General features: G+C 61.2%; 16 protein-coding genes. 13 read left to right on the top strand and 3 right to left on the bottom strand.

Annotated elements, in window-relative coordinates; genetic code table 11:
- The first annotated feature begins 127 nt into the window (after positions 1-127).
- From bcsQ to CD175_RS00310, 12 genes are all read left to right on the top strand, one after another.
- Positions 128-1,288 carry a cellulose biosynthesis protein BcsQ gene (gene bcsQ / locus CD175_RS00255; RefSeq protein WP_104447178.1) on the top strand — a complete coding sequence of 387 codons (1,161 nt, stop codon included), beginning with the start codon at positions 128-130 and terminating at the stop codon, positions 1,286-1,288.
- A complete protein-coding gene (gene bcsA / locus CD175_RS00260; protein ID WP_104447179.1) occupies positions 1,285-3,516 on the top strand; it encodes a UDP-forming cellulose synthase catalytic subunit in 2,232 nt (743 codons plus the stop codon). Before bcsQ ends, bcsA begins: the two co-directional genes overlap by 4 nt.
- Before the next feature lie 41 nt (positions 3,517-3,557).
- Positions 3,558-5,816, top strand: a complete 2,259-nt coding sequence (gene bcsB / locus CD175_RS00265; RefSeq protein WP_104447180.1) for a cellulose biosynthesis cyclic di-GMP-binding regulatory protein BcsB — start codon at positions 3,558-3,560, stop codon at positions 5,814-5,816.
- A 7-nt stretch (positions 5,817-5,823) separates the two neighbouring features.
- Positions 5,824-7,065: a cellulose synthase complex periplasmic endoglucanase BcsZ gene (gene bcsZ, locus CD175_RS00270; RefSeq protein ID WP_104447181.1), complete on the top strand. Its 1,242-nt coding sequence runs from the start codon at positions 5,824-5,826 to the stop codon at positions 7,063-7,065.
- Complete coding sequence (locus tag CD175_RS00275) at positions 7,041-10,901, top strand: cellulose biosynthesis protein BcsC (RefSeq protein ID WP_104447182.1); 3,861 nt, start codon at positions 7,041-7,043, stop codon at positions 10,899-10,901. Before bcsZ ends, CD175_RS00275 begins: the two co-directional genes overlap by 25 nt.
- 17 nt (positions 10,902-10,918) lie before the next feature.
- Positions 10,919-11,587, top strand: a complete 669-nt coding sequence (locus CD175_RS00280) for an SGNH/GDSL hydrolase family protein (protein ID WP_104447183.1) — start codon at positions 10,919-10,921, stop codon at positions 11,585-11,587.
- Positions 11,584-12,258, top strand: coding sequence for an alginate O-acetyltransferase AlgF (locus CD175_RS00285; RefSeq protein ID WP_104447184.1), 675 nt, complete (start codon positions 11,584-11,586; stop codon positions 12,256-12,258). The genes CD175_RS00280 and CD175_RS00285 overlap by 4 nt, the downstream gene beginning before the upstream one ends.
- 19 nt (positions 12,259-12,277) lie before the next feature.
- Positions 12,278-13,687: an MBOAT family O-acyltransferase gene (locus CD175_RS00290; RefSeq protein WP_104447185.1), complete on the top strand. Its 1,410-nt coding sequence runs from the start codon at positions 12,278-12,280 to the stop codon at positions 13,685-13,687.
- Positions 13,687-14,841: an alginate O-acetyltransferase AlgX-related protein gene (locus CD175_RS00295; protein ID WP_104447186.1), complete on the top strand. Its 1,155-nt coding sequence runs from the start codon at positions 13,687-13,689 to the stop codon at positions 14,839-14,841. The genes CD175_RS00290 and CD175_RS00295 overlap by 1 nt, the downstream gene beginning before the upstream one ends.
- Before the next feature lie 273 nt (positions 14,842-15,114).
- A complete protein-coding gene (mexE, locus tag CD175_RS00300) occupies positions 15,115-16,368 on the top strand; it encodes a multidrug efflux RND transporter periplasmic adaptor subunit MexE (protein ID WP_104447187.1) in 1,254 nt (417 codons plus the stop codon).
- 12 nt (positions 16,369-16,380) lie between these two features.
- Complete coding sequence (locus CD175_RS00305; protein WP_104447188.1) at positions 16,381-19,560, top strand: efflux RND transporter permease subunit; 3,180 nt, start codon at positions 16,381-16,383, stop codon at positions 19,558-19,560.
- A complete protein-coding gene (locus CD175_RS00310) occupies positions 19,560-20,981 on the top strand; it encodes an efflux transporter outer membrane subunit (protein ID WP_104447189.1) in 1,422 nt (473 codons plus the stop codon). Before CD175_RS00305 ends, CD175_RS00310 begins: the two co-directional genes overlap by 1 nt.
- Positions 20,982-21,535: 554 nt before the next feature.
- Here the strand turns inward: CD175_RS00310 and CD175_RS00315 are convergent.
- From CD175_RS00315 to CD175_RS00325, 3 genes are read right to left on the bottom strand one after another with little or no spacing between them, the layout of a single operon-like run.
- Positions 21,536-22,498: an HlyD family secretion protein gene (locus CD175_RS00315; protein WP_104447190.1), complete on the bottom strand. Its 963-nt coding sequence runs from the start codon at positions 22,496-22,498 to the stop codon at positions 21,536-21,538.
- Positions 22,499-22,502: 4 nt separating this feature from the next.
- On the bottom strand, positions 22,503-22,703 hold the full coding sequence (locus CD175_RS00320) for a DUF1656 domain-containing protein (protein WP_104447191.1): 201 nt from the start codon (positions 22,701-22,703) through the stop codon (positions 22,503-22,505).
- Entirely contained in the window at positions 22,693-24,828 is a 2,136-nt protein-coding gene (locus CD175_RS00325; protein WP_104447192.1) for an FUSC family protein, read from the bottom strand. The genes CD175_RS00320 and CD175_RS00325 overlap by 11 nt, the downstream gene beginning before the upstream one ends.
- 215 nt (positions 24,829-25,043) lie before the next feature.
- Between CD175_RS00325 and CD175_RS00330 the strand changes: the two genes are divergently transcribed.
- Positions 25,044-26,099, top strand: a complete 1,056-nt coding sequence (locus tag CD175_RS00330; RefSeq protein ID WP_104447193.1) for a tetratricopeptide repeat protein — start codon at positions 25,044-25,046, stop codon at positions 26,097-26,099.
- Positions 26,100-26,172 lie beyond the last annotated feature (73 nt).

Genomic DNA, 26,172 nt, shown 5'->3' on the forward strand with positions numbered 1-26,172 from the left:
CCAGACGCAGACACCCTAAATTGCCGGCACTCTGCCAACACCAAGACGACGCATCAACTTTGTCAAGTTAATGGAATGCTGAGTTCTGAATCCTGAGTTCTGAGTTATTTCATTCCTGGTACAACGCATGAAATATGTAGACGATATTACGAAACTCTTTACACGTTTTGGCGCCAACGCGGAGAGTTACCAGGAAATACAACCGAATTATAAAGATTTCAAAGACGACCCGGTTACACCAACTGTGGCTGAGCCAGAGTCGTCGGCGGCATTGCCTTCCCCGACACCCCCTGTGTTTCTGCTGGACGAGCCACAGCCTTCCTTGTTGATTGGCGTGCCGGACGAGCCGGTGAAGAATGTTGTCCTCTCGCTACCTTCGCCCAAATCCCCTTCCCCGACCGAGCCCCCTGCGAGTTCTGCTACGGGTGACCGTCAGCGATTGAGCGACCTGTTGCGTGAACTCAGCCAGGTTCGTCGAGACGCTCTGTCAGAAACGACTCGCAAGCGGACCAAGGCGAAGGTCATTGCTATCGTTTCGGCGAATGGTGGCGTGGGTAGAAGCACCATCGTTGCAGGTCTCGCGAAAACACTTCGGCGCCCCGGCGGGCGAACCATCGCGATTGATCTGGACCCTCAGAACGCGCTGTCCAGCCACTTGGGTATCACCCGCCAGGCTCCCGGGCTGATTCAGCTCAAGGAACAGGACGCAGACTGGGGCGCTCATCGCCTGCCAGGCTTTGGCGATAGCGAATGCCTGCCCTTCGGCACTGGCGAGGTGAACGATCGCCGATTGCTCAAGCAGATGATGCTTGAAGATTCTGACTGGTTGAATCAGCACCTTGCGTCAATGAACCTCAGCGAAAACGATACCGTGATCCTGGACACTCCTTCGGGTGAGACCGTCTATTCGCAACAGGCACTCGACGCCGCCGATCTGGTGCTGGTGATGACGGTGGCCGACGCGGCCTCCTACCTGGCGCTGGACAGCATGACCCACTGGCTGGAAACCAGCCGACGACGCGCGCAGCGGCAACGGTATGTGCTCAACCAACGGGATGACTCGCGTTCGTTCAGCAGGGACATGGGCGTGCTGTTTCTGCGGCGGCTCGGCGCCAACCTGATTGGGACGATTCGCCTCGATCACCAGTTCAACGAGTCGCTGGCCCATGGTCGGGACTTACTGCAATACGCACCTCAGAGCATTGGCTGTCAGGACATTCTTTCGCTATCAGGCGCGGTCCATGCCCTGCTTTTCTCGGAGAATTCCAGCCAGCAGGACACGCCATGACCGTCCAGCTGAATCAGCCGCCTGCAAAGACTTGGTGGTTGCAGGGGCTACTGGATACTTTCCAGGCTCGCGTCAGTCGATGGCCCCTGATTTGGCGCCAGGGCCTGAAGATCTCGGCCGGGCTGATCGCAGCATTATTGGTGCTGGGTATCCTCACTGCGCCGCAGAATCTGTATTCCCAGGCCGTGTTTGCCGCTGTCTGTTTTGCCGCCAGCCTGATCATTCGCAAGCAAGCCGGGCGACTGGCGATCCTGACCCTGATCACCCTCTCGCTAATCGCTTCGTTGCGTTATATGTACTGGCGCCTGTCCGACACCCTGGGCTTCGACAACTGGCAGGATGCCGTATTTGGCTACGGGCTGGTGCTGGCCGAACTGTATGCCTTGCTCGTCCTGGTCTTCGGTTATGTACAGACCGCCTGGCCGCTGCACCGCAAACCGCAGTTTCTGCAACAGCCACCCGCTGAATGGCCGACCGTGGATGTCTTCATTCCCACCTATAACGAAGCATTGGGTATCGTCAAACTGGTGGTGCTCGCCGCTCAGGCCATCGACTGGCCCGAGGGCAAACTGCGGGTGCACGTGCTCGATGACGGACGCCGGGAGGAATTCAAGGTTTTCTGTCAGCAGATTGGTGTCAACTACATCACTCGCGACAACAATCAACATGCCAAGGCCGGCAACCTCAACGAGGCACTCAAAGTCACCGATGGCGAGTTCATTGCCATATTCGACGCCGACCACGTGCCTACCCGCTCCTTCCTGCAGATCACGATGGGCTGGTTTTTCAAGGACCCGAACCTGGCGTTGCTGCAAACGCCGCACTTCTTCTATTCACCCGATCCGTTCGAAAAAAACCTCGAGACCTTTCGCTCGGTGCCCAATGAAGGTGAGCTGTTCTACGGTCTGGTGCAGGACGGCAATGACCTGTGGAACGCGGCATTCTTTTGCGGGTCCTGCGCGGTCATCCGGCGGACTCACTTGCTGGAAGTCGGAGGCATCGCCACCGAAACCGTGACGGAAGATGCGCACACGGCACTCAAGCTCAACCGCCGTGGTTTCAATACTGCTTACCTCGCCATTCCACAAGCGGCGGGACTGGCCACCGAAAGCCTTTCCCGGCACATCAGCCAGCGCATACGCTGGGCGCGGGGCATGGCGCAGATTTTTCGGACCGACAATCCGTTGTTTGGCAAAGGACTGAACCTGGGGCAGCGCATCTGCTACCTCAACGCCATGATGCACTTTTTCTACAGCCTGCCTCGCCTGGTGTTCTTGACCGCACCCTTGGCCTACCTGTTTTTTGACGCGCAGATTTTCCATGCGTCGGCGCTGATGGTCACGGTTTATGTGCTGCCGCATATTTTCCATTCCAGCCTGACCAACTCCGCGATCCAGGGGCGCTTCCGCCATTCCTTCTGGAACGAAGTGTATGAGTCGGTGTTGGCCTGGTACATCATGCGACCGGTACTGTTGGCCCTGATCAACCCTTCGCTGGGTAAGTTCAACGTGACCGACAAGGGCGGCACCATCGAGGATGACTATTTCAACTGGAAGCTCGCGCGGCCTTACATCGTCCTGCTGACCTTGAACATCATCGGCCTGGTGATTGGCGTGGTGAAACTGATCGGGAGTGATTCGGCCCAGGCCACTACCCTGCTGATCAACCTGGCCTGGACCCTGTACAACATCATCATTGTCAGCACCGCCGTGGCGGTGGCCACTGAGTCCTCTCAGGTACGCAACGAACCCAGAGTGCCGGCGGATCTGCCTGTGCGGGTCTATCGCGAAGACGGCACCTCGTTTGATTGCATCACCCGGGACTTCTCACAAAACGGCGTGGGTCTGGCTCTGCCACCGCAGGTTCAGCTCAGCGTCAATGAGACGCTGCGGCTCTGCATTCTGCGCACACCTCCCTCAAGCCTCTTTCCCGCAAAAACGATCTTCAGCAACGACAACGTGGCGGGTGTGCAATTCGAGGGTTTGACCCTGCGCCAGCAAAGTGAACTGGTACGACTGACCTTTTCACGGGCCGACACTTGGGCCAACACCTGGGGGAACGGCCGCCTCGATGCACCCATGTCGGCGTTGCGCGAGGTCAGCGGCATTGGCTTACGCGCGATCCTGCGCCTGTTCGTTGCAACGCTAAAGGACAGCCAGGCGCTGCTGCGCAAACGCCCGGACGCTCCATCACCTATAGACTCCACCGCGGACACGCAACGATCTTGAACCCTTCCACTCGCCGGACCTTTCTTCCTCGTCACTCACTCATGCTGATCGCCTGCTCGCTAGCGGGCTGGAGCAGCTGGGCGTTGAGTGCTGCCGCCCACATCAGCGCCACAGAGCCGGCGGTGATGCCGGCCGCGTCGTTGCCCGGGACCGATGCCCCGGGCAACAGTTATACCCGCACCCTCAAGGAGCTGGGTAAAAGCTATTCGATGACCCTTAAAGGCGTGGAGGCGACCGACAGTGTGAATTTCGATGTGCGCGCCGATGAAGTCGTCACGGCTGCGCAGGTCACACTGCAGTACAGCTACTCACCGGCGCTGCTCGCCGATCTTTCGCAAATCAACGTGCTGATCAACGATCAAGTGGCCGCCAGCCTGCCCCTCCCGAAGGAGGAGGCCGGCAAACTGCAGACCCGGACCGTGCAGATTCCACCGCAGACCATTACCGAGTTCAACCGGCTCAGCCTGCAGTTCATCGGTCACTACACGATGCAATGTGAAGATCCGTTGCACTCAAGCCTTTGGGCCAGGATCGGCAACGAGAGCCAACTGAGCCTCCAGGTGTCCTCGATTCAACAGCCCAACGATCTGTCCGCGCTGCCGCGTCCCTTGTTCGATCGTCGAGACGCCTCGCCCCTGAAGCTGCCCTTCGTGTTCGCCGGGCGCCCGGGCGGCCCTGAGCTTGAGGCCGCCGGTATTCTGTCGTCCTGGTTTGGCGCCTTGGCCAGCTACCGCGGCGCAACCTTCCCCGCCAGCCTCACCAGCCTGCCGGCCAAAGGCAACGCCGTGGTGTTTGTCAGCGGCAACGAATCAACGACCCTGAGTGGCTTACCGATCAAAGAGGCCACGGGGCCGACATTGACCCTCATGAGTAACCCGAATGATGCTCAGGGCAAACTGTTGATCGTCTCCGGGCGCGATGGCGCCGATCTCAAGGTCGCCGCGACCGCGCTGGCCCTCGGTGGCTCGGCCTTTTCCGGGCAGAGCGTGGTGATCGACCGGATCGACTCGCTCAAGCCACGCCGACCGTACGACGCGCCTAACTGGCTGCCCTCCGATCGCCCGGTTCGTCTGGGTGAACTGGCCAAGCCCGCTGAACTCAATGTGTCGGGTTATAACCCGGGACAAATGACGGTTGCGCTGCGCTTGCCACCCGACCTGTTCAACTGGCGTGAGCCCGGCGCGCAACTAGACCTCAAATACCGCTATACGCCGCAACCGGTCTCCACCAATTCCTCGTTGCTGATCAGTTTCAACGATACCTTTATCAAGTCGATCGACCTGCCTTCGATCGAGAAGCTCGGCAACAGCGACAGCCTGCTGTCGATGCTCAAAACCGACGACAGTCTGGCCCGCACATCGCGCATGCTGTTGCCGCTCAATTCAGTCGCGCTGCAATCGCGCCTGCAATTTCGTTTCATGTATGACTACATCAAACAGGGCGAATGCCGCGACATCATCATCGACAACATGCGCGGTGTGATCGACCCGGATTCGACCCTGGACCTCAGCCAATACGAACATTTCATGGCCATGCCCAACCTCGGGGTGTTCAAGGACAGTGGCTTCCCGTTCACCCGCATGGCCGACCTTTCCGAAACATCGGTGATCCTGCCCAACGAGCCAGGCCCGGCCGAACTGAGCGCCTATCTGACCCTGCTGGGCCGCTTCGGCGACTCCACCGGTTATCCGGCCACCGGCGTGAAGGTGGTCCACGCCGACCAGGTGGCCGAGCAACGCGACCGGGATTTGCTGGTGCTTGCTTCGGGCAACAATCAGCCGTTGCTGGAGCAATGGCAAAGCCTTCTGCCGGCCAAGGACGAGGATGCTGCGCAGTACTTTGAACTGTCTGACCTGCCCTTGCGTCTGCGCAACTGGGTCAGCCCGGATACGAAAGTCAATCTGCGCGAAGCGCGCAGCAGCTTCAGGTTTACCGCTGACGACGGCAGTGCTTATCTGACCGGATTCGAATCGCCACTCAAGAGTGGGCGCAGCGTGGTGTTTATCGCCAGCGCAAGGCCTAACGGCTTGGCCGATGTGACCAACGCCTTGCTGCGCAACGAAGAAAACGCCCACGAGTTGCAGGGCAGTCTGGTGGTGGTCAGGGGCAAGCATGTCGAATCGCTGGTCGCCGAACAGGATTACTACGTCGGGAGCCTGGGCCCATTGCGCTATCTGCAGTGGTACCTCTCGCAAAACGTAATAGCGTTCATGCTGTTCACTCTCCTCGGGGTCCTGCTGCTTGCTTCAATGGCCTATCTGAGCCTGCGCTTACGGGCTAAACGTCGTCTTGGCCAATGAACCGCGCATGCCTGTGACGTCCATGAGCAGCCGGGGTGTTTCACTTCGCCAGTGCCTGCGCGGTAACGCGCGCAGGTTGAGCGCTGTGCTTGCGCTCGCCCTGCTGGCGCCGGCGATAGCGGCCGCACAATCTTGCGAGCCGCCGGCCTGGCCACTGTGGCAAAGCTATGCAACGCGCTTCGTCCAGGCCGATGGCCGGGTTCTGGAATCGAGCCTTAAGAACAATCACAGCACCTCTGAAGGGCAGGCCTACGGCATGCTCTTCGCACTGATCGGCAACGATCAGCCACGCTTTGACAAACTCTGGCGCTGGACATCAGCCAACCTCGCAGGCTCCGCCACCGCCACGCGCCTGCCGGGCTGGTTATGGGGGCAAGGCAAGGACGGTCAGTGGCGCCTGCAAGACGCCAATTCGGCCGCCGACGCCGACCTGTGGATCGCCTACGCCCTGCTCGAAGCCGCACGCCTGTGGCATCGGCCGGACTATCGCCAGGACGCCCGGCACCTGATGGCGACGATCGAAGCGCAATTGGTCGTCAAACTGCCCGGACTGGGCCCGATGGTATTGCCCGGACCACAAGGTTTCGTCAAGCCGGACGCTCTCTGGCGCCTGAACCCCAGCTACCTGCCGCTGCCACTGTTACGGCGGCTGGCCAAGGAAGCCCCCGCCGGGCCCTGGCAAGCGATTGCCAACAACACCGCGACGATGATTGCCCAATCAAGCCACCACGGTTTTGTCGCTGACTGGGTCGGTTATCAAGGCACTTCAGCGCAATCGGGAGTCTTCGTCAGCGACCCGATCAACGGTGACACGGGCAGCTACGATGCCATTCGCGTGTACCTCTGGCTGGGCATGAGTGATACCTCCGAACCGCTGGCAGCGCTCCTGCTCAAACGGCTGGACGGCATGGCCCGCAACACTGTCGCGACAGGTTCCCCCCCGGAAACGGTTCAGGTTCTGCACGGCAGTGTTCAGGGTCAGAGCCCTTTCGGATTCCGGGCTGCGCTGATTCCGTACCTCCAGGCCAAGGGGCACCCCCGTTTGGCCGATCAGCAACGGCACCGCGCGGAACTCGCCTTGCGCGAGGCGCTGGCCAGGCCTGATGCCGACGCAGGTCCGCCGCGTTACTACAACTTCATGCTCAGCCTTTTCGCGCTCGGCTGGGCAGATAACCATTATCGATTCCGGGAAGACGGAACGCTGAAACTCTCCTGGGAGACCGCATGCACGCGCACCACCGCACGCTAGCCATCGCCGTCATGAGCGCATGGACGGCTGCTGCCCACGCTCAAAGTCCGACGCCACAGACATTGCTCGTCGAACAAGGCCAGTACTGGCAGTCGCGCAAGAACCCTCAACGCGCTGCGGAGGTCTGGCAAAAAGTCCTGCTGCTGGACCCGGTCCAGGTTGACGCACTGTATGGCCTGGGCCTGATTGGCGTGCAACAGGGCGACTCACAACAGGCGCAGCAAAATCTCGCCCGCTTGCAGGCCATCCAGCCTCCGCCTCGGCAGGCACTGCAATTGGCACAGGACATCGCCCTGGCCCAGCCGCAGAACCAGCAGCGTCTGGAGGAGGCTCGGCGCCTGGTCGATGCCGGTGAGCGCGACAAGGCGACCACGGTGTTTCGTTCGCTGTTCGATGGCCGTCCACCTCAAGGTACGATTGGCCGCGAGTATTACAACAACCTCGCCTTCAATCAGGCTGACTGGGCTGAAGCACGCAGCGGCTTTGAGCGGCTGCAACGTGAAATGCCCAACGATTCGATCGTCGCGCTGTTTTACGCCAAGCATCTGATCCGCCGTGAAGACAGCCGTGCCGAGGGCATCCGCGCGTTGGCCGCGCTGACCCAGCGTACCGACATTGCCGGTGATGCCGATGAAAGCTGGCGCCTGGCGCTGACCTGGATCGGTCCACCCAATCTCGCACAAATACCGTTGTTCGAGACGTACCTCAAGACGCATCCGGATGATGGCGAAATCCGGGCGCAGATGAACAAGGGCAAGCAACAGGCAGCAACGACGGCCGGCAAGGAATGGCAACCGCCCGCCGACGTCGCGCGCGGCCTGAAGGCGCTCAAAGAAGGTGATCAGGTCACCGCCGAACAGGCGTTTCAAGCGCGTTTGAACACCCGGCCCGATGATGCTGACGCGCTGGGTGGCCTTGGGGTTATCCGCCAGCAACAACACCGACTGGCCGAAGCGGAAAAGCTCCTGGGTCAGGCCACGCGACAACGCGATGGCAGCCATTGGCAAGCCGCGCTGAACGAAGTGCGCTACTGGTCGGCATTGCAACAGGCCCGCGACGTCCAGGCCAAAGGCCAGGCAGGCCAGGCACAGGTCCTGGTAAACCAGGCGCTGCAGCTCAATCCAAACGGGGCGGACGCCCGCCTCGCCCTGGCAGACATTCAGGCCGGCGCGGGCCAGCTCGATGACGCCCAGCGTAACTATCGCCAAACGTTGAACCTGCGCCGCGACGACCCTCAAGCACTGGAAGGGCTGGTCAATGTGCTGCTCAAGAGCGGCAAGAACGATGAAGCCCTGCAACTGATCAACAGCCTGCCAGCCACCGGACAGACCAAGATCGGCCAGTCCGCACGCCTGCAAGCCTTGCGCGCGACGCAACTGGCCGCCCTCGCCGAACAACGCAACGACCTGCCCGCTGCGCGCAGCGCCTTGCAAGACGCGCTGCGCTACGAACCGGACAACATCTGGACGCGTTTCGCCCTGGCCCGCCTGAACCTGGCGATGGGCGAACCGCAAAAGGCGCGGGACCTGATCAACGCCATGCTCCAGGCCCACCCCAACAATGCCGATGCGCTTTACGTCAGCGCTTTGTTGTCGGTGCAGATGGGTGAGTGGAAAGCCGCCCAGACAACGTTAGGACGCTTGCGCCCCGACCAGCGCACCCCGGACATGGAAGCGCTGGCCGTCGACGTCAGCTTCAACCTGCAACTCAGCCAGGTGATCGAATTGGGCAAGCGCGGACAGCGCCAGGAAGCCCTGACCTTGCTCGAGCGCATTCAACCGATGACCAACAACAGTCCAGACCGCACGGCGAGCCTGGCCTCGGCCTATGTCGACATCGGCGAACCGACCCGTGCGCTGGCCCTCATGCGCGGCCAGTTGCAAATCACCGCTGCGCCCTCGGCGGACTTCATCCTGCAATACGCCGCTGTGTTGCTTAAATCCGGAGAAGACGCACAGGTCAACGAGATTCTGCGCGACCTTCAGAACAGGCCCTTGAACGCGCCGGCTCGCAAGCGTTTCGACGACCTGCTCTATCTCTATCGCATCCGCCAGGCTGATCAGTTGCGTGAGCGAGGCGATCTGGCCAACGCCTATGACACGTTGGCGCCTGCACTGGCGCAACGTCCCGGTGACAGTGCTGCCGTCGCGGCCCTGGCGCGGATGTACTCGGCCAACCGCGACACGGCAAAAGCCCTCGAGCTCTACAAACCGCTGTTACAACGTCAGCCAAACGACCCGCAACTGCTGTTGGGTGCCGCCGACGCGGCGGTGTTGGCACATGACGCGGCCTTTGCCGAACAGGCATTGCAACAGCTACTCAAGACTGAATCCGGCAATCCTCAAACGCTGACAGAGGCTGCCCGCCTCTACCAGAACATGGGCAAGACCGGCACAGCGACCGATCTGCTGCGCAAGGCCGTGGCCATTGAACAGAGCGAGAAACGCAGAAGCCAGGGCGCCCAACTGGCAGGTTCGACTGTGGCGCCCAACCCTTTTGCCGGGGTGTCGGGCTCACGTAACGAAGTCAGTCGCGACACCTTGCTGGCAGCCATTCCGCCACCGGTAAAAGAGATGCCAGGTCGCATGACGTCCCACACCTCTTTTGTCATCGGCGCTTCGCCAAAACCGCAGCAAGCGAGCAATCCATTCGAGTCGCAACAGCCGCGCGCAGCACTGGCGAGCGAGGACATCAGCCCCGCGCAACTGGCGCTGAATAAAATCCTTCAAGAGCGCAGCGCCTACGTCACCCAGGGCGTGAGCATTCGCAGCAACAACAGTGAGTCGGGGTTGAGCAAACTGACCGATATTGAAACACCGCTGGAAATCAATATTCCGTTGGATGAAAGCCGCATCGCTCTGCGCGTGACGCCCGTCTCGCTGAACGCCGGCAGCGTCAGCAGCGAAGCGCTGTCGCGTTTCGGTAACGGTGCGCAGAGCGGCAATGCCGGTTCGCAAAAAACCGAGGGTGTTGGCCTTTCCATTGCCATTCAACGGCCTGCTGACGGGCTCAAAGCCGATCTTGGCACCACCCCGCTTGGCTTCAAGTACTCCACCGCGACGGGCGGCATCAGCATTGATCGCCCCGTGAGCGACACCTCCAATGTCCGCTACGGCGTGAGCGTTTCCCGACGCCCGGTGACGGACAGCGTCACCTCGTTTGCCGGCACCACGGACAAACGCAGCGGGCAGTCCTGGGGGGGTGTGACCGCCAACGGCGGACGTGGCCAGTTGAGCTTTGACGACAACGAAGTCGGCGCCTATGGCTACGCCTCCTGGCACCAGCTATTGGGCAACCATGTCGAGTCCAACAACCGCAGTGAGCTGGGCAGCGGTGTGTACTGGTACCTGCAAAATGCAACGGACAGCAAGCTGACCGTCGGCCTGAGCATGACCGGCATCAGCTACGCCAACAACCAGGACTTTTTCACCTACGGCCACGGCGGCTATTTCAGCCCGCAGACGTTCTTCGCCCTGGGCGTACCGGTGACCTGGGCACAACGCACCGGGCGCTTGACGTATCAAGTCAAGGGCTCGGTCGGCGTGCAGCATTTCGAGCAGGACAGCGTCGACTATTTCCCGAACGACAAAGCCCTGCAGGCGGCCTCGGGATTGCGCTACGAAGGGCAAAACAAAACCGGGATCGGCTACAGCGTCGCCGCGGCGGCTGAATACAAGGTCGCTTCGAACTTCCTGCTGGGCGCCAACCTGGGCCTGGACAACGCCCGCGACTACCAACAACTCAGCGCTGCCCTGTCCTTGCGCTACCAGTTCGAGGAGATCAGCGGCCCCATGAACCTGCCGGTCAGCCCGTACACCTCGCCTTATTCCAACTGATCATTCTGGAGCTTTCGATGCCCACTTCTGCCCTTGCCGGCCTGACTCTTCTTGTTCTTGGGGAGAGCCACATGAGCCTCGCGGACCATTTGCTGGAGCCGCTGCACGACAACCTGACGCGCCAAGGCGCCCAGGTCCACTCCATCGGTGCCTGCGGCGCCAGCGCCGGCGACTGGCTGATCAGTAAAAAAGTCGACTGCGGCGCCGAGCGCAAAGGCAACGACAAGATCGTGATCAAGGGGCGCGAGGCAACCACCACACCGATCCAGGACCTGATCGCCGCTGACAAGCCCGACCTGGTGGTGCTGGTCATCGGCGACACCATGGCGTCCTATGACAAGCCAGTGTTTCCAAAGGCTTGGGCATGGCAAAGCGTCACCGGCCTGGCCAAGGCCATTGCGGCCACCGGGACCCGTTGCGCCTGGGTAGGCCCGGCCTGGGGTAAAGCCGGTGGCATGTACCAGAAAAATGATGCCCGCACCCAATTGATGTCGCAGTTTTTGGCCGCGAACGTGGCGCCTTGTACCTACATCGATTCGCTGGCGTTCTCCAAACCCGGGCAGTGGATCACCACCGATGGGCAGCACTTTACCGTCGCCGGTTATCAATCCTGGGGCAATGCGATTGGTGGTGCGTTGGCCAAACTGCCCGCCGATACCGTCAGCAGCACAGGAGCCGGCAAATGAGCCGATCCGCATGTGGCTGGGCGCTGTTCGCGCCCTTGATGCTGAGCCTGCACGCCCAGGCCGCCGACATTGCCCTGTACCCGACGGGCCCGGATCAGGACTCGGCCTTCCTGCGCTTTATCAACGCCGCCGACCGCCCCTTGCAGCTGCTGGCCGAAGGCTCGCGGGCCAGCCTCAGGCTCGAGGGTTCGAATGCCGTGTCCGACTACCTGCCCGTGCCCGCCAACCAGCCGATCAAGGGCACCCTGGAACTCAACGGCAAAAGCCAGCCGCTGGACATCCAGGTGGCGGCAGGCGAATTCGCCAGCGTGATCGCACTGCCGGACAGCGCTCAAGGTATCCGCCAGGTCGTCATCCGTGAGCAACCCGACGACTTCAATAGCCTGAGAGCCTCGCTGGCGTTTTTCAGCGCCGATCCAGCATGCACCCAGGCCGGTTTGCGCGCTGCGGGAAAAAACGCCGACCTGTTCAAGGAAGTGGCCGACGGTAGCGTACAACGCCGAGCGATCAACCCGGTCAGCCTGTCGGTTCAATTGGTCTGCGCCCAAACCAACGTCGGTGCCCCGCTTGACCTGGGCCAGCTCAAGGCCGGCGAGCGCTACAGCGTTGTGCTACTGCCGGGCGAAAATGGCCCGTACCTGCTGCTAGCGACTGACGTCCTGGCCCACTGATCCGGATCGCGCCACCACCATGGTTTTTGCCTCTCTAGAGTTTCTGACGTTGTTCCTGCCGCTGTTCCTGTGCGCCTATGCAGTGTGCCCAGCGGCGTGGCGCAACGTCACGTTACTGATCGGCAGCTGGCTGTTCTATGGCTGGTTGAGCCCACGGTTCCTCGCGGTGCATGTGATCCTGACGATCACGGCGTGGACCGGTGGCCTGCTGATAGACGCCTTGCGGGAAGAAGGCAAAGGCCGCGTGCGGCTACTCGCGACGCTGATCGTGCTCAACACGGCGGTGCTGTGCTGGTACAAGTACGCCAACATCGTTGCCGGCACGTTGATCGATACCATCATCGGGTACGGCGTCCTGCCCCCGGACTGGCAGCGGGTCATCATGCCGGCCGGGCTGTCGTTTATTGTCTTGCAGGCGATTTCCTATCTGGTGGATGTGCATCGCCGTACCGTGCCGGTTGAACGCAGCTTCATTAACTACGCCACCTATATTTCGATGTTCGGCCATTCGGTCGCAGGCCCCATCATTCGCTATGACTGGGTTCGGCGTGAGCTGAATCAGCGTTACTTCAACCTGCAGAATTTCTCGCTGGGCGCACGCCGGTTCATGGTCGGGATGAGCATGAAGGTCCTGGTGGCCGACACCCTGTCGCCGGTGGTTGACGTGGCATTCAACGTGCAGAACCCAAGTTTCTCTGATGCCTGGATCGGCTGCCTTGCCTACTCCCTGCAACTGTTCTTCGACTTCGCCGGCTACAGTGCCATGGCCATTGGTCTGGGGCTGATGCTGGGCTTTCACTTTCCCGAGAACTTCGACCGTCCGTATCTGGCCAACAGCATCCAGGACTTCTGGCGACGCTGGCATCTGTCGCTGTCCAGCTGGTTACGCGACTATCTGTATATTTCGCTGGGCGGCAATCGCAACGGCACCTGGAAAACCTACCGCAACCTGTTCCTGACCATGGCCATTGCCGGCCTATGGCACGGTGGCGACAGCTGGAATTTTCTGCTGTGGGGCTGCGCCCATGGCCTCGCGTTATGCGTTGATCGTGCCTGGAGCCGTTCCACCCTGCCCTCTGTACCGCCGGTGCTGTCCCATGGACTGACATTGTTGTTCGTCTGCCTGGCCTGGACACTGTTCCGCGCCCCCGACTTTCATAGCGCGCTGAACCTGTATGCCGGACAGTTCGGCCTGCAGGGCATCGCCCTCGGTGATGAACTGTCCGCAACCCTGCGCCCGGTACACGGCCTTGCGGGTTTGCTGGGTGTGGTCGGTGTCATCGCACCGCTGCTGCGCCCTTACTGTGAGAAACAACTGGGCGGTATTGCGTTTTACGCCGCCGCCCTTTGGCCCATCGCCGGTTTCATGCTGTCGTTCGCACTGATCGCCAGTCGCGAAACCGTACCCTTCCTGTACTTTCAATTCTGATGACGACCCCAAAGCACACCCCGCCCTCCACTCAACCAGATGATCTGGCGACACGCAGCAGTCGGTTGGCAGGCTTGGCGCTGCTGACATTCCTGTTCGTCGGACTGCTGTCCTCTGGCGGTCTGATCGTTTCAGGGCAGATCTCGCTGTTACCCGGTACAGTGCTGACCTCGCAGATTCTTGACGGCGATATCACTCACCGGATCGCCAAGGAACTGTCGAACGCTCAACTGCCCACGACCTTCGCCGAGCTGGAGCGCGGTGTCAGCTGGCTGCTCCTGAGTGACACCGGGCCGAGGGTTCGCTCAGGTTGTCCTGGCTGGTTGTTTTTGGCTGATGAGCTCAAGGTCAATCATCAAGCGCAGCGCAATGCCGATGCCAAAGCCCAGGCCGTGATTGACCTGAAGCAGCAGCTCTCTCAACGTGGCATCAAACTGCTGGTGGTCATCGTTCCAGACAAGAGCCGCATCGCTTCCGAGCAGCGTTGCGCACTGCACCGCCCAACTGCTCACGAAGGGCGCATCCAGGCCTGGACCTCGAAGCTGGATGCGGGCGGCGTGTCGAATCTGGACCTCACCGCTGCGCTGACGCCACTGGGGGCCAGCGCCTGGTTGCGCACCGATACGCACTGGAGCGAATTCGGCGCGAAGGCGGCGGCCAATGCCATCACACAACGCCTGAAGACCCTGGGCATCAGCGCAACGCCACGCAGGTCGTTCAACGAAAGTCATGCCCCGCTCGCGGTGCGGCCTGGCGATCTGGTCCATCTGGCGGGCATCGACGGGCTGCCGCTCAAATGGCAGCCCGCCCCCGAAATGGTCGCCCAAACCAGCACCCACGAACTTCCCGTTGCATCAGTCACCAGCCCCGACACTGAGGCAGACCTCTTTGGCGATGCCGACCTCCCCAACACCGCGCTCATCGGCACTTCATTCTCGCGCAACTCCAACTTCGCAGGGTTTCTGCAGCAGGCACTGGGCGCCCCCGTGGGTAACTTCGCCAAAGACGGCGGAGCGTTCTCTGGCGCTGCAAACAGCTACCTGAACAACCCGGCCTTCAAAGAAACGCCGCCAAAGCAAATCATCTGGGAGATCCCGGAGCGGGACCTGCAATCGGCTTACATCGACCCCATTGTCTTTCGCCCGTTGCGCTAGGCCATGCTCTGCCGTGTAGCAAACGACGACGTGATCGTCAGAATCCTTCATGACGCCAAGGAGTCACTCGGTTTCGAGTCGAACTATTGCATCCAATGCAACACACAATTGTCATCAATCCAGTTGATGGCGAGCAGACGCAAGGCGCAGTCTAGAGGGCTGGCTTGAGCCTTATATCATTCCGAATGATAGTTACCTTCGCCCCATTCGATTCGTGAGATACCAACCCGCCGCGCATCATTCGCCAATCTCAACACATTGGCGGATGCATCCATGGAACAGTCATTCAAACATTTGCGCTTCCCGTTGGCTTTGCTGGCCGTAGTGGTGATCAGCGCTTGCGGCAAGGCCCCGGAAACCGCCGCCACCCTGCCCGCTGCCAAAGTCAGCGTGGCCAAGGTGCTGGAACAACCGGTCAACGAGTGGGACGAATTCACCGGGCGCCTGGAAGCGCCAGAAACGGTCGAGATTCGTCCGCGGGTCTCCGGCCAGATCGATGAAGTGGCATTCACTGAAGGCGCCCTGGTCAAGAAAGGCGACCTGCTGTTCCAGATCGACCCGCGTCCGTTCCAGGCTGAGGTCCGCCGTCTCGAAGCCCTGGTTGCACAATCGCGCGCCAATGCCACCCGCAGTGAAAACGAAGCCCAGCGCGGTGAGCGCCTGCGTACCAGCAACGCCATTTCCGCGGAGCTAGCCGATTCGCGTACCAGCGCTGCCCAGGAAGCCCGCGCCGCCGTCGGTGCGCTTCAGGCACAGCTCGACCTGGCCAAGCTCAACCTGAGTTTCACCCGCGTCACCGCACCGATCAGCGGCCGTGTCAGCCGTGCGGAAATCACCGCCGGCAACCTGGTGACCGCTGACACCACGCCACTGACCAGCGTGGTCTCCACCGACAAGGTCTACGCCTACTTCGACGCGGACGAGCGTGTGTTCCTCAAGTACACCGAGCTCGCTCGCCAGGGTAAACGCGGCGCTACCACCCCGGTTTACATGGGCCTGTCCAATGAGGACGGCAACCCGCACCAGGGCGTGATGAACTTCGTCGATAACCAGGTCAACCCGAAGACCGGCACCATCCGTGGCCGCGCCGTATTCGACAACAGCGATGGCAGCTACACCCCGGGCCTGTATGCACGCCTGAAACTGGTGGGCAGCGGCACCTACAGCGCCATGCTGATCAACGATGAAGCGGTCGGTACCGACCTGGGCAAGAAGTTCGTGATCGTGATGGACGGCGACAACAAGACCGCCTACCGCGCGGTGGAACTGGGGCCGAAGATCGAAGGTTTGCGCATCGTGCGCAACGGCTTGAACAAGGACGACACCATCATCGTCAAGGGCCTGCAACGGGTACGTCCCGGTTCATCGGTCACCCCTGAAGTGATTCCGATGGCCAGCGAACAAACCCTCGCGGCACTCGCACAACAACGCCAAGCGCTGGAAGCCAGCAACCTGCCCCAAGTCGCGCCTGCCAAGGTCGCGCCGGGCACGGTTGTGAAACTGGCTGCCACGACCCCACGCGGTTAAGGGATTTTTACGATGAATTTTTCCCAATTCTTCATTTCGCGGCCGATCTTCGCAGCGGTGCTGTCGCTGCTGATCCTGATCGCCGGTGCGATCTCGCTGTTCCAGCTGCCGATCAGCGAATACCCGGAAGTGGTGCCGCCGACCGTGGTGGTCCGCGCCAACTTCCCCGGTGCCAACCCGAAAGTCATTGGTGAAACCGTGGCCGCTCCGCTGGAGCAAGCCATCACCGGCGTCGAGAACATGCTGTACATGTCCTCGCAGTCGACCGCCGACGGCAAGATCACCCTGACCATCACCTTTGCCCTGGGTACCGACCTGGACAACGCGCAGGTGCAGGTGCAGAACCGCGTGACCCGGACCGAGCCGAAACTTCCCGAGGAAGTGACGCGTATCGGTATCACCGTGGACAAGGCGTCGCCCGACCTGACGATGGTGGTGCACTTGACCTCGCCGGACAAACGCTACGACATGCTGTACCTGTCCAACTACGCGATCCTCAACATCAAGGATGAGCTGGCGCGGCTGGGCGGTGTCGGAGACGTGCAACTGTTCGGCATGGGCGACTACTCGCTGCGTGTCTGGCTCGACCCGAACAAAACCGCTTCGCGCAACCTGACCGCCACTGACGTTGTCACCGCCATTCGTGAACAGAACCGCCAGGTGGCCGCCGGTGCCTTGGGCGCTCCCCCTGCCCCGAATGCCCAAAGCTTCCAGCTGTCGGTCAACACGCAGGGCCGTCTGGTCAGTGAGGAAGAGTTCGAGAACATCATCATTCGCTCTGGCGACAACGGTGAAATCACCCGCCTCAAGGACATCGCTCGCGTCGAGCTGGGTTCCAGCCAGTACGCCCTGCGTTCGCTGCTGAATAATCAGCCGGCGGTGGCGATCCCGATCTTCCAGCGCCCCGGTTCCAACGCCATCGAGATTTCCAACGAAGTCCGGGCGAAAATGGCCGAGCTGAAGAAGAGCTTCCCCGAAGGCATGGACTTCAGCATCGTCTATGACCCGACGATCTTCGTGCGCGGCTCCATCGAGGCGGTGGTTCACACCCTCTTCGAAGCACTGATCCTCGTGGTACTGGTGGTGATCCTGTTCCTGCAGACCTGGCGCGCCTCGATCATTCCGTTGGTGGCGGTGCCGGTTTCGCTGATCGGTACCTTTGCCGTGATGCACCTGTTCGGTTTTTCGCTCAACGCCCTGTCGCTGTTCGGCCTGGTATTGGCCATCGGTATCGTGGTGGACGACGCCATCGTGGTGGTGGAGAACGTCGAACGGAACATCGAACTCGGATTGACCCCGGTGGAAGCCACCAAACGCGCCATGCGTGAAGTGACCGGCCCGATCATTGCCACGGCGCTGGTGCTGTGTGCGGTGTTCGTTCCGGCGGCGTTCATCTCCGGGTTGACCGGGCAGTTCTACAAGCAATTCGCCCTGACCATTGCGATTTCCACGGTGATCTCGGCCTTCAACTCGCTGACCCTGTCGCCGGCACTGGCTGCTGTGTTGCTCAAGGGCCACGACGCACCGAAAGACCGTTTCTCCAAGGTGCTGGACAAGATGTTTGGCGGCTGGTTGTTCCGTCCGTTCAACCGTTTCTTTGAAAAGGCCAGCCATGGTTATGTCGGTACCGTTGCCCGTGTGATCCGCTCAAGCGGCATCGCCCTGCTGCTGTACGCCGGCCTGATGGTCCTGACCTTCTTCGGTTTCTCCAGCACCCCGACCGGTTTCGTACCCGGCCAGGACAAGCAATACCTGGTGGCCTTCGCGCAATTGCCGGATGCCTCGAGCCTGGACCGCACCGAAGACGTGATCAAGCGCATGTCCGACCTGGCGCTGAAACAGCCTGGCGTGGAGAGCGCGGTGGCCTTCCCTGGCCTGTCGATCAACGGTTTCACCAACAGCCCGAACGCCGGCATTGTGTTCGTGACTCTCAAACCGTTCGACGAGCGTAAAGACCCGAGCATGTCCGCCGGTGCGATTGCCGGTGCCTTGAACGGCCAGTACGCGAACATCCAGGAAGCTTATATGGCGATCTTCCCGCCGCCGCCGGTGCAAGGCCTGGGCACTATTGGTGGTTTCCGCCTGCAGATCGAAGACCGGGGCAACCTGGGCTACGAAGAGCTGTACAAGGAAACCATGAACATCATCGCCAAGAGCCACAGCGTGCCGGAACTGGCTGGCCTGTTCACCAGCTACACGGTCAACGTGCCGCAGGTCGATGCGGCCATCGACCGGGAAAAAGCCAAGACCCACGGCGTGGCCGTCAGCGACATCTTCGACACCCTGCAGATCTACCTGGGCTCGCTGTATGCCAACGACTTCAACCGCTTTGGCCGCACCTATCAGGTCAACGTTCAGGCTGAGCAACAGTTCCGCCTCGAATCCGACCAGATCGGCCAGTTGAAGGTGCGTAACAACAAAGGCGAGATGATCCCGCTGGCGACCTTCATCAAGGTCAGCGACACCTCGGGCCCTGACCGCGTGATGCACTACAACGGCTTCATCACCGCTGAAATCAACGGTGCGGCAGCCCCCGGCTACAGCTCCGGCCAGGCCGAAAAAGCCATCGAGAAACTGCTCAAGGAAGAACTTCCGAACGGCATGACCTACGAATGGACCGACCTGACCTACCAGCAGATCCTGTCCGGCAACACCGCGCTGTTCGTGTTTCCGCTCTGCGTCCTGCTGGCGTTCCTGGTACTGGCGGCCCAGTACGAAAGCTGGAGCCTGCCACTGGCGGTGATCCTGATCGTACCGATGACCCTGCTGTCGGCCATCACCGGTGTGATCGCCTCCGGCGGTGACAACAACATCTTCACCCAGATCGGCCTGATCGTACTGGTGGGCCTGGCGTGCAAGAACGCGATCCTGATCGTCGAGTTTGCCAAGGACAAACAGCTGGAGGGCCTCAACCCGCTGGCTGCGGTTCTGGAAGCCTGCCGTCTGCGTCTACGGCCGATCCTGATGACCTCCTTCGCGTTCATCATGGGTGTTGTGCCGTTGGTGTTCTCCAGCGGTGCCGGTGCCGAAATGCGTCACGCCATGGGTGTGGCGGTGTTCTCCGGGATGCTCGGGGTGACCTTCTTCGGTCTGTTGCTGACGCCAGTGTTCTACGTATTGATTCGTAACTTTGTCGAGCGTGGCCAGGCGCGCAAAGCCGCCAAGGTCGCCCTGAAGCTGGAGTCGCATTGATGAGTTTGAAAGCCTTCCTGCCGAGCCTGCTGGTCCTGGCCTTGAGTGCCTGTGCCGTGGGCCCGGATTACCAGACGCCAAACACCGAGGCGGCCAACATCACGGCCGCCACTGATGGCGCCGCCGGCCAGAAGAACTTTGACCGTTCGCGTTTCGAAGGCATCTGGTGGCAGCAGTTCGAAGACCCGACCCTCAACCAGTTGGTGACGCAATCGCTCAAGGGCAACCGTGATTTGCGCGTCGCGTTTGCCCGCTGGAAAGCCGCACGGGCGATCCGCGATGACATCAGTAACGACAACTTGCCGGTCGTCACCAGCCGTGTCAGCAGTGACTTGGGCAAGGGCCAGATTCCGGGCCAGACCACCGACCGGGTCAACAGCGAACGCTACGACCTGGGCCTGGACATGGCCTGGGAGATCGACCTGTTTGGCCGTATCCAGCGCAACCTGGAATCAGCGAATGCCGAGCAACAGTCGCTTGAAGCCGATCTGTACCAGCTGCAAGTGACCATGATTGCCGAACTGGTGGATGCCTACGGTCAACTGCGCGGCGCGCAACTGCGGGAAAAGATCGCCCTGGCCAACCTGGAGAACCAGCAGGAGTCGCGCAAGATCACCATCAACCTGCGTGATGCCGGCGTCGGCGATCAACTCGATGTGGAACGTGCCGATGCCCGCCTGGCGTCGGTCGAAGCCAGCGTGCCGCAATTGCAGGCCGAGCAGGTTCGGGAGAAGAACCGTATCGCCACGCTGCTGGGCGAGCGTCCGGACAAGCTGACCGTGGACCTGAGCCCGAAAGACTTGCCGGCGATTGCCAAGGCCTTGCCGATCGGTAATCCGGGTGAACTGCTGCAACGCCGGCCGGACATTCGCAGTGCCGAGCGCAAACTGGCGTCGGCCACGGCGCGGATCGGCGTGGCGAAGGCCGACCTGTTCCCGCAAGTCAGCCTCAGCGGCTTCCTGGGCTTCACCGCCGGGCGCGGTTCGCAAATCGGTTCCTCGGCGGCCAACGCCTGGGCGCTCGGCCCGAGCATCACCTGGGCAGCGTTCGACCTGGGCAGCGTGCGCGCCCGTTTGCGCGCCGCCGACGCCGATGCCGAAGGCGCGCTGGCGACGTACGAGCAGCAAGTGTTGCTGGCCCTGGAAGAATCGGAAAACGCGTTCAGCGACTACGGCAAACGCCAACAGCGCCTGATTTCGCTGATTCGCCAGAGCGAGTCCAGCCGTTCCGCTGCCGATCTCGCCGAGATTCGCTACCGCGAAGGCACCGCCGATTTCCTCGTGCTGCTCGACGCCCAGCGTGAACGCCTGGCGGCCGAGGACACCCAGGCACAGGCTGAAGTCGATCTGTATCGCGGCATCGTCGCGATCTACAAGGCCCTCGGAGGCGGCTGGCAGCCCGAGACGGTCGCCAGCAATTAACCCGAAGTTTTCAAGCGCTCCTTTGGTTGGCCGCAACCAACCAATTCCCTTGCCCTGCGTCTCATTCGGTCGCGGGGCTTTTTTTTGGTTCTTCACGCATTTCCGGGGAACTGTAGGAGCCAGCCTGCTGGCGATGGACTCAAGTGCGCCGCGTTTATCCAGTTCACACGCGTAATCGTTGACGACCATCGCTGCGATGCGGCGACCCGACAAGCCAGCTCCTACAAGGGATCTTGCCCACGCTGAAACTGTAGGAGCCAGCCTGCTGGCGATGGACTCAAGTGCGCCGCGTTTATCCAGTTCACACGCGTAATCGTTGACGACCATCGCTGGCAAGCCAGCTCCCACAGGGGACCGCGTCCGAGTCAAAACCAGTGAAAGCCCCAAAAAAAAAGGTTCTTCACGGAACCTTTTTTTTCCTTTCCAAAGCAATGCATATCCCTTGTAGGAGCGAGCTTGCTCGCGATGGACTCAAGAGCGCGGCGTTTAGTCAGTAAGCACGCGGTATCGTTAACGACCATCGCTGGCAAGCTCGCGCCTACAGGGGGCGGTTATTACCGGTCTTTGGATTTTTGGTTTTCCTGGACGGTCACGGTGGCCGTGGTCCCCGCCCTGAGCTTGTCTTTACCGGCATAGTCGGCATCGATCTCGATCCGCACCGGCACCCGCTGCGCCAGTTTGATCCAGGTGTAACTGGGGTTGATGTTGGCCAACAAGCGACCGCCCGGAAGGTTTTCCCGATCGGCGATGGCAAAGGCGATGCTCTGCACTTTGCCGCCGAACGTTTCGCCACTCATCAATTCGATTCTGACCCGGTCGCCCTCGCCGATCCGTGGCAACTTGGTTTCTTCAAAGTAACCGCTGACATAGAACGAATCGCTGTCCACCAGCGCCAGCAACGGACCACCGGCCGAGGCGTAGTCGCCCTCCCGGGTCAGCAGATTGGTGACAAAGCCGGTCACCGGGGAGACGACATGGGTGCGCTGCAAGTCGAGCTCCGATTGAGTCAGGGCCGCAATGGCGAGTTGCACGTTGGCCTGGGCCAACACCAGATTGGCCTGATTTCGCAGTAGATCAGCCTGGGCCACCGACACATCAGTGTTGGCTTTTTCCCACTCTTCGCCGGAAATCGCCGAACGATCCTTGAGCGTGCGCCGCCGTTGCTCCTCGCTCTGACGCTGCTTGAGCAACGCCTCGCTGGCGGTAATGGACGCCTGGGCCTGCCCGAGCGAGGCTTTCGACACCTCGACGGCCCGCTTGGCATGCTCCACCGCCAGCGTGTAACGCGCCGGATCGATCTCCAGCAGCGCCTGGCCCTTGTTCACATGTTGGTTGTCCTGCACGGCCAGGCTGACGATTCGCCCCGAGACATCGGCGGACAAGGTCACCACATCGGCACGCACCCGGGCATCCCGGGTCCAGGGGGCACGGGTGTAATGCTCCCAGGCGAACCAGCCCAGGATCAAGGCCAGCAGTACCACCGCCAGCGTCGTGAGTCGGGGAAGGATATTCTTCAAGGCATCAGGCTCCCATCACCAGTATCAACGTGGCGCAGACACAGACGTACAACGCGCCTTCGAACAAGGCCTCATGCCAGACGAACTGCAGCACACCGAGGCGTCGCAGCACCCAGTCCAGCAGCAGGAAAATCGGCAAGCCCAGCAGCAGCGCCTGGGCGATCGGGGGCAGATAGGCGCCACCCACTTCCAGATCAATGGGCAAGGACAGGGTCTCCTTCAATGCCGGAGGGTTGAAAGTAGCCGCGATAACGCTCGACGAACGACACCACGATCAACAGCGCCACGCGCATGCGGAACACCGACCACAAGCGGTCATGGACATCGGTATGCAGGGCGTCCAGTTCGTCGCCCAGGGCGTGCAGGTTATCGAGCACCCGTGCCACTTCAACCCCGGGCCGGCCGGCGACCAACCTGCCCGTTTCCCGGACGGTGGAAAACAGGCGACTTTGCAGATCCGCACTCAACAGTGCGTTGTTCTGCCCCTGCTGCCTGAGCTGATTCATGGCAATCCCCAGCGCCATGCAGGCCAGGCTGACTTGAAAGCGTTCATGGGATTGTGGGTCCTGGGTCGCCGGCAGCAGCCCCAGCATCATGGTCAGGCGATCCACCATGCGGCTCTCGAAAGCAAACTGCTGTTCATCGGTCGGCGCGGTTTTCAGCAAGGCGTACACCTGCTCGCAGTTCTCTTTATAAAGCCGCCTCATGCGCAAATCCGGTCTGAACGGAAAGATCAGCGCATAGACGCTCAACGCCAGCACCGTCGCGCAGGTATAGGCCCCGGCAAATTCGAACCACTGGCTCGCGGTGTTTTGACCGATCCCCACGTTCAACGGACCGAGCAGTAGAAAAGTCGTGAGCCCCAGACCAATGCCGGTGCCTGTCGTGGCTGGACTGGCCAGCCCCACCGCAACGGCATAGAGCAAGGGCGCCAACAGCAAGGCAAGCATCTCGAAATTACTGATCATCGGCACGAACATGAACTGCAGGAGCGCCGAGGCCACCAGTGCCAGCCCGAAGCCCCTTGCGTAGCTTTGCACGGCCAGCAGCGGCCTTGGAAACGTCGACATCAGCGAGCAAAGGATGCCCACCAGCACCATCCCGCCTCGCGCACCGTCCCAGCCGGTTTCGATCCAGATCAGGCCGCAAATCAACAGCGCGGAAAAAGCCCGGATGGCATTCATGGTCGCCAGGGTGAAGTCCAGATGCAGCGGATTTTCCCGTCCGCGGAACACGCTGCTGGCCGGTCGCCCGCTCTGGATGGCATCACTCAATTCCAGGATCTGCTCCAGCTGCTGCAGCAGGCGAGCCTGCTCCCAGCGCAGCGACCAGGCCAGCGAGCGCAAGGTGGCCGGCAACGGCTCGGTCAATTGTTCGGCTCTGTAGGCCAGCTCATCGAAGCGTTGTTGCAGCGACGTGAAATGATGGCGCTTGTCACTGGAAAGCGAACGCCCCTCCCGCGCCAGCTCATCGAGAAACGCCAGTTCTTCGGCACGCAAACGTTGAATTTCTTCGGGTAACTCGCCCTCCCAGCGCTCGGTCAACAGCAGTCGCTGGTGGCGCAGGGCTGTCAGCCGCGCGGTCAACAATACCAATTGGTTGCCCAATAGTTGCACCAGGCCATTGGCACTGCGCAACCGCGGCGCATCGAAGTACATGTGCCGGCGCACGCCCTCCAGGCCGCTGATCTGGCCCAACAGCTGCATTTGCCGCTGCTGGAAATCCGCTTCGCTTTCTTCGGTGCGGATGACGGCGCTGGCATGGGTGGCCAGCAACCGGGTGATCTGGTCGATCCTGGCGAAGTAGTCACGGGCCACGGTTTCCGGCCTGGCGGTCAGCAGGCTGACCAGACACACGCAGGCCACCGCCAGCAAGGTCTCGGTGACGCGGGTCACCGCCAGCAGAAACATGCCGTCCTGATCCGGCACCGCCAGCAAGGCCACCACCACGGCGGTGTAGCCGCTGAGGACAAACGCCCCGGAACTGGTATAGCGTAACAAGGTGCCACCGGCGGTGCACAACGCCAGCCACAACGCCAGGGTGGTGATGAACGGCAGCGGAGCCTGGGGAAAGATCGCCATGATCAACACCGCCACGGCCGCGCCCAACGTGGTGCCGATCACCTGGCCAAAACTGCGGGCCAGCACCATGCCGCCCAGTGGCTGGCTGATGATGACCACGGCCATGATCGACCACTTGGGCTGGTCCAGATCGAACAAAAACGCCAGGTACAGGGTCAATAACCCGGCCGCGATGGTTCGCAAGGCAAACAGCAACACCCCGGGCCCGGGGTTGAGCATGGCTTTGAAGTACTGCAACAACGCTTGCATGGGAACACCCGTCGACACACCTCCAGCAAGCGTAGTCACTGCGGCGGTGCCTCGAGAGGTTTTGCTGGCGACGCGGCTTGCAGGCCCGTTGATTGCCGGCGGGAGGGCTTTTCCACGGCTTGAATCGTCAGTGAACGTCGTCAAGGTTTGACTCAAGGCCTGGCCTGACCGAAGCTGGCGCCTTTGTAAAAGTTCGCCAGCTTCCGGATTCCTGCATGCCCCAGTCCCGCCGCTATCTGTTTATCAGCCTCGTCGCCCTGCTCGTCATCGGCCTTGCATGGTTTTCCCTGCGCGATACCACCCCGGTGGTTCCCGAAGCCATCAAGCACGGTTACAGCGAAGCGCTGGCTGCGGCCCGCGGCGGTCAACCCGGTGCCGCGCGGGTGCTCTATCAGCAGTTGAAGCGTCCGGACCTGTCCCCCAAGCGCCGTGTCTGGTTGCATGCCGAGCTGCCCAATTATCCAAGCTCGGTGGCCCTGAAACTGGCGGATGCCGACTTGCAGAACGAGTCGCCCGAAGTGCGCATCGCCGCGATCAGGAGCATCAGCGCCCTGGTACCCAACGGCCAGCGCAGTCTTTTGCTGGGGCCATTGCTCGATGACAGCGAACAAAACGTGCGGCTGGCGGCAATCAATGCGCTGCTGGGGTTGTCCCCGGATGAACTCGGCTTGTATTTCGGACCGCTGGAGCAAGCCATCGATGCCTGGGAGCTGGTGCTCAAGAGCGAACCGCAAAGCGCCGAAAACCAATACCAACTGGCCCGGCTGCACCTGCACAACGCCGAACTCAAGGAAGCGCAACAGGCGCTGGACAACACCCTGCGCCTGGCGCCGGACAACTTGCCGGCGCTGGTGCTGCAAATCGAAGTGCTGGACAAACAGGGCCAGAACGACGCCGCCCGGCAGCTATTGGCCAGGCAACTGCAGGCACAGCCCAACTCGGCCTATCTGCAACATGCCCTGGGGCTCTGGCTACTGCATCACGACCAAAGCGAATTCGCCCTGCTCGGCCTGTCCAAGGCCGTCGAGCTTGAACCCGATAACCGGGATTACCGCTACGACCTGGCGACCACGCTGCGCGGTGAGCAGGAGCTCGAAGCGGCGCAGATACAGTTGCAGGAAATCGTTCAGCGCCATCCAAACGATCGCAAGGCACGGGTGCTGCTGATCAACTACTGGAAGGAAAGCGGGCAGTTGCAAAACGTGCAGATCCTGACGGCCCAGCTCGAACAGATGAATCCCGATGATCCGTCATTGCAGCAGGGGCTCTGAAAACAAAAGATCGCAGCCTTCGGCAGCTCCTACATGTGAGTACGTCACCCTGTAGGAGCTGCCGAAGGCTGCG

The organism is Pseudomonas laurylsulfatiphila, assembly GCF_002934665.1.
GTDB classification, from domain to species: Bacteria; Pseudomonadota; Gammaproteobacteria; order Pseudomonadales; family Pseudomonadaceae; genus Aquipseudomonas; species Aquipseudomonas laurylsulfatiphila.

What these genes read in the sequence shown, in the direction of transcription:
- bcsZ (WP_104447181.1), top strand. Translation starts at nt 5,824, where the DNA reads ATGCCTGTGACGTCCATGAGCAGCCGGGGTGTTTCACTTCGCCAGTGC.
- bcsQ (WP_104447178.1), top strand. Translation starts at nt 128, where the DNA reads ATGAAATATGTAGACGATATTACGAAACTCTTTACACGTTTTGGCGCC.
- CD175_RS00285 (WP_104447184.1), top strand. Translation starts at nt 11,584, where the DNA reads ATGAGCCGATCCGCATGTGGCTGGGCGCTGTTCGCGCCCTTGATGCTG.
- CD175_RS00290 (WP_104447185.1), top strand. Translation starts at nt 12,278, where the DNA reads ATGGTTTTTGCCTCTCTAGAGTTTCTGACGTTGTTCCTGCCGCTGTTC.
- CD175_RS00305 (WP_104447188.1), top strand. Translation starts at nt 16,381, where the DNA reads ATGAATTTTTCCCAATTCTTCATTTCGCGGCCGATCTTCGCAGCGGTG.
- CD175_RS00325 (WP_104447192.1), bottom strand. Translation starts at nt 24,828, where the DNA reads ATGCAAGCGTTGTTGCAGTACTTCAAAGCCATGCTCAACCCCGGGCCC.
- bcsA (WP_104447179.1), top strand. Translation starts at nt 1,285, where the DNA reads ATGACCGTCCAGCTGAATCAGCCGCCTGCAAAGACTTGGTGGTTGCAG.
- CD175_RS00295 (WP_104447186.1), top strand. Translation starts at nt 13,687, where the DNA reads ATGACGACCCCAAAGCACACCCCGCCCTCCACTCAACCAGATGATCTG.
- bcsB (WP_104447180.1), top strand. Translation starts at nt 3,558, where the DNA reads ATGCTGATCGCCTGCTCGCTAGCGGGCTGGAGCAGCTGGGCGTTGAGT.
- CD175_RS00330 (WP_104447193.1), top strand. Translation starts at nt 25,044, where the DNA reads ATGCCCCAGTCCCGCCGCTATCTGTTTATCAGCCTCGTCGCCCTGCTC.
- CD175_RS00310 (WP_104447189.1), top strand. Translation starts at nt 19,560, where the DNA reads ATGAGTTTGAAAGCCTTCCTGCCGAGCCTGCTGGTCCTGGCCTTGAGT.
- CD175_RS00280 (WP_104447183.1), top strand. Translation starts at nt 10,919, where the DNA reads ATGCCCACTTCTGCCCTTGCCGGCCTGACTCTTCTTGTTCTTGGGGAG.
- CD175_RS00275 (WP_104447182.1), top strand. Translation starts at nt 7,041, where the DNA reads ATGCACGCGCACCACCGCACGCTAGCCATCGCCGTCATGAGCGCATGG.
- mexE (WP_104447187.1), top strand. Translation starts at nt 15,115, where the DNA reads ATGGAACAGTCATTCAAACATTTGCGCTTCCCGTTGGCTTTGCTGGCC.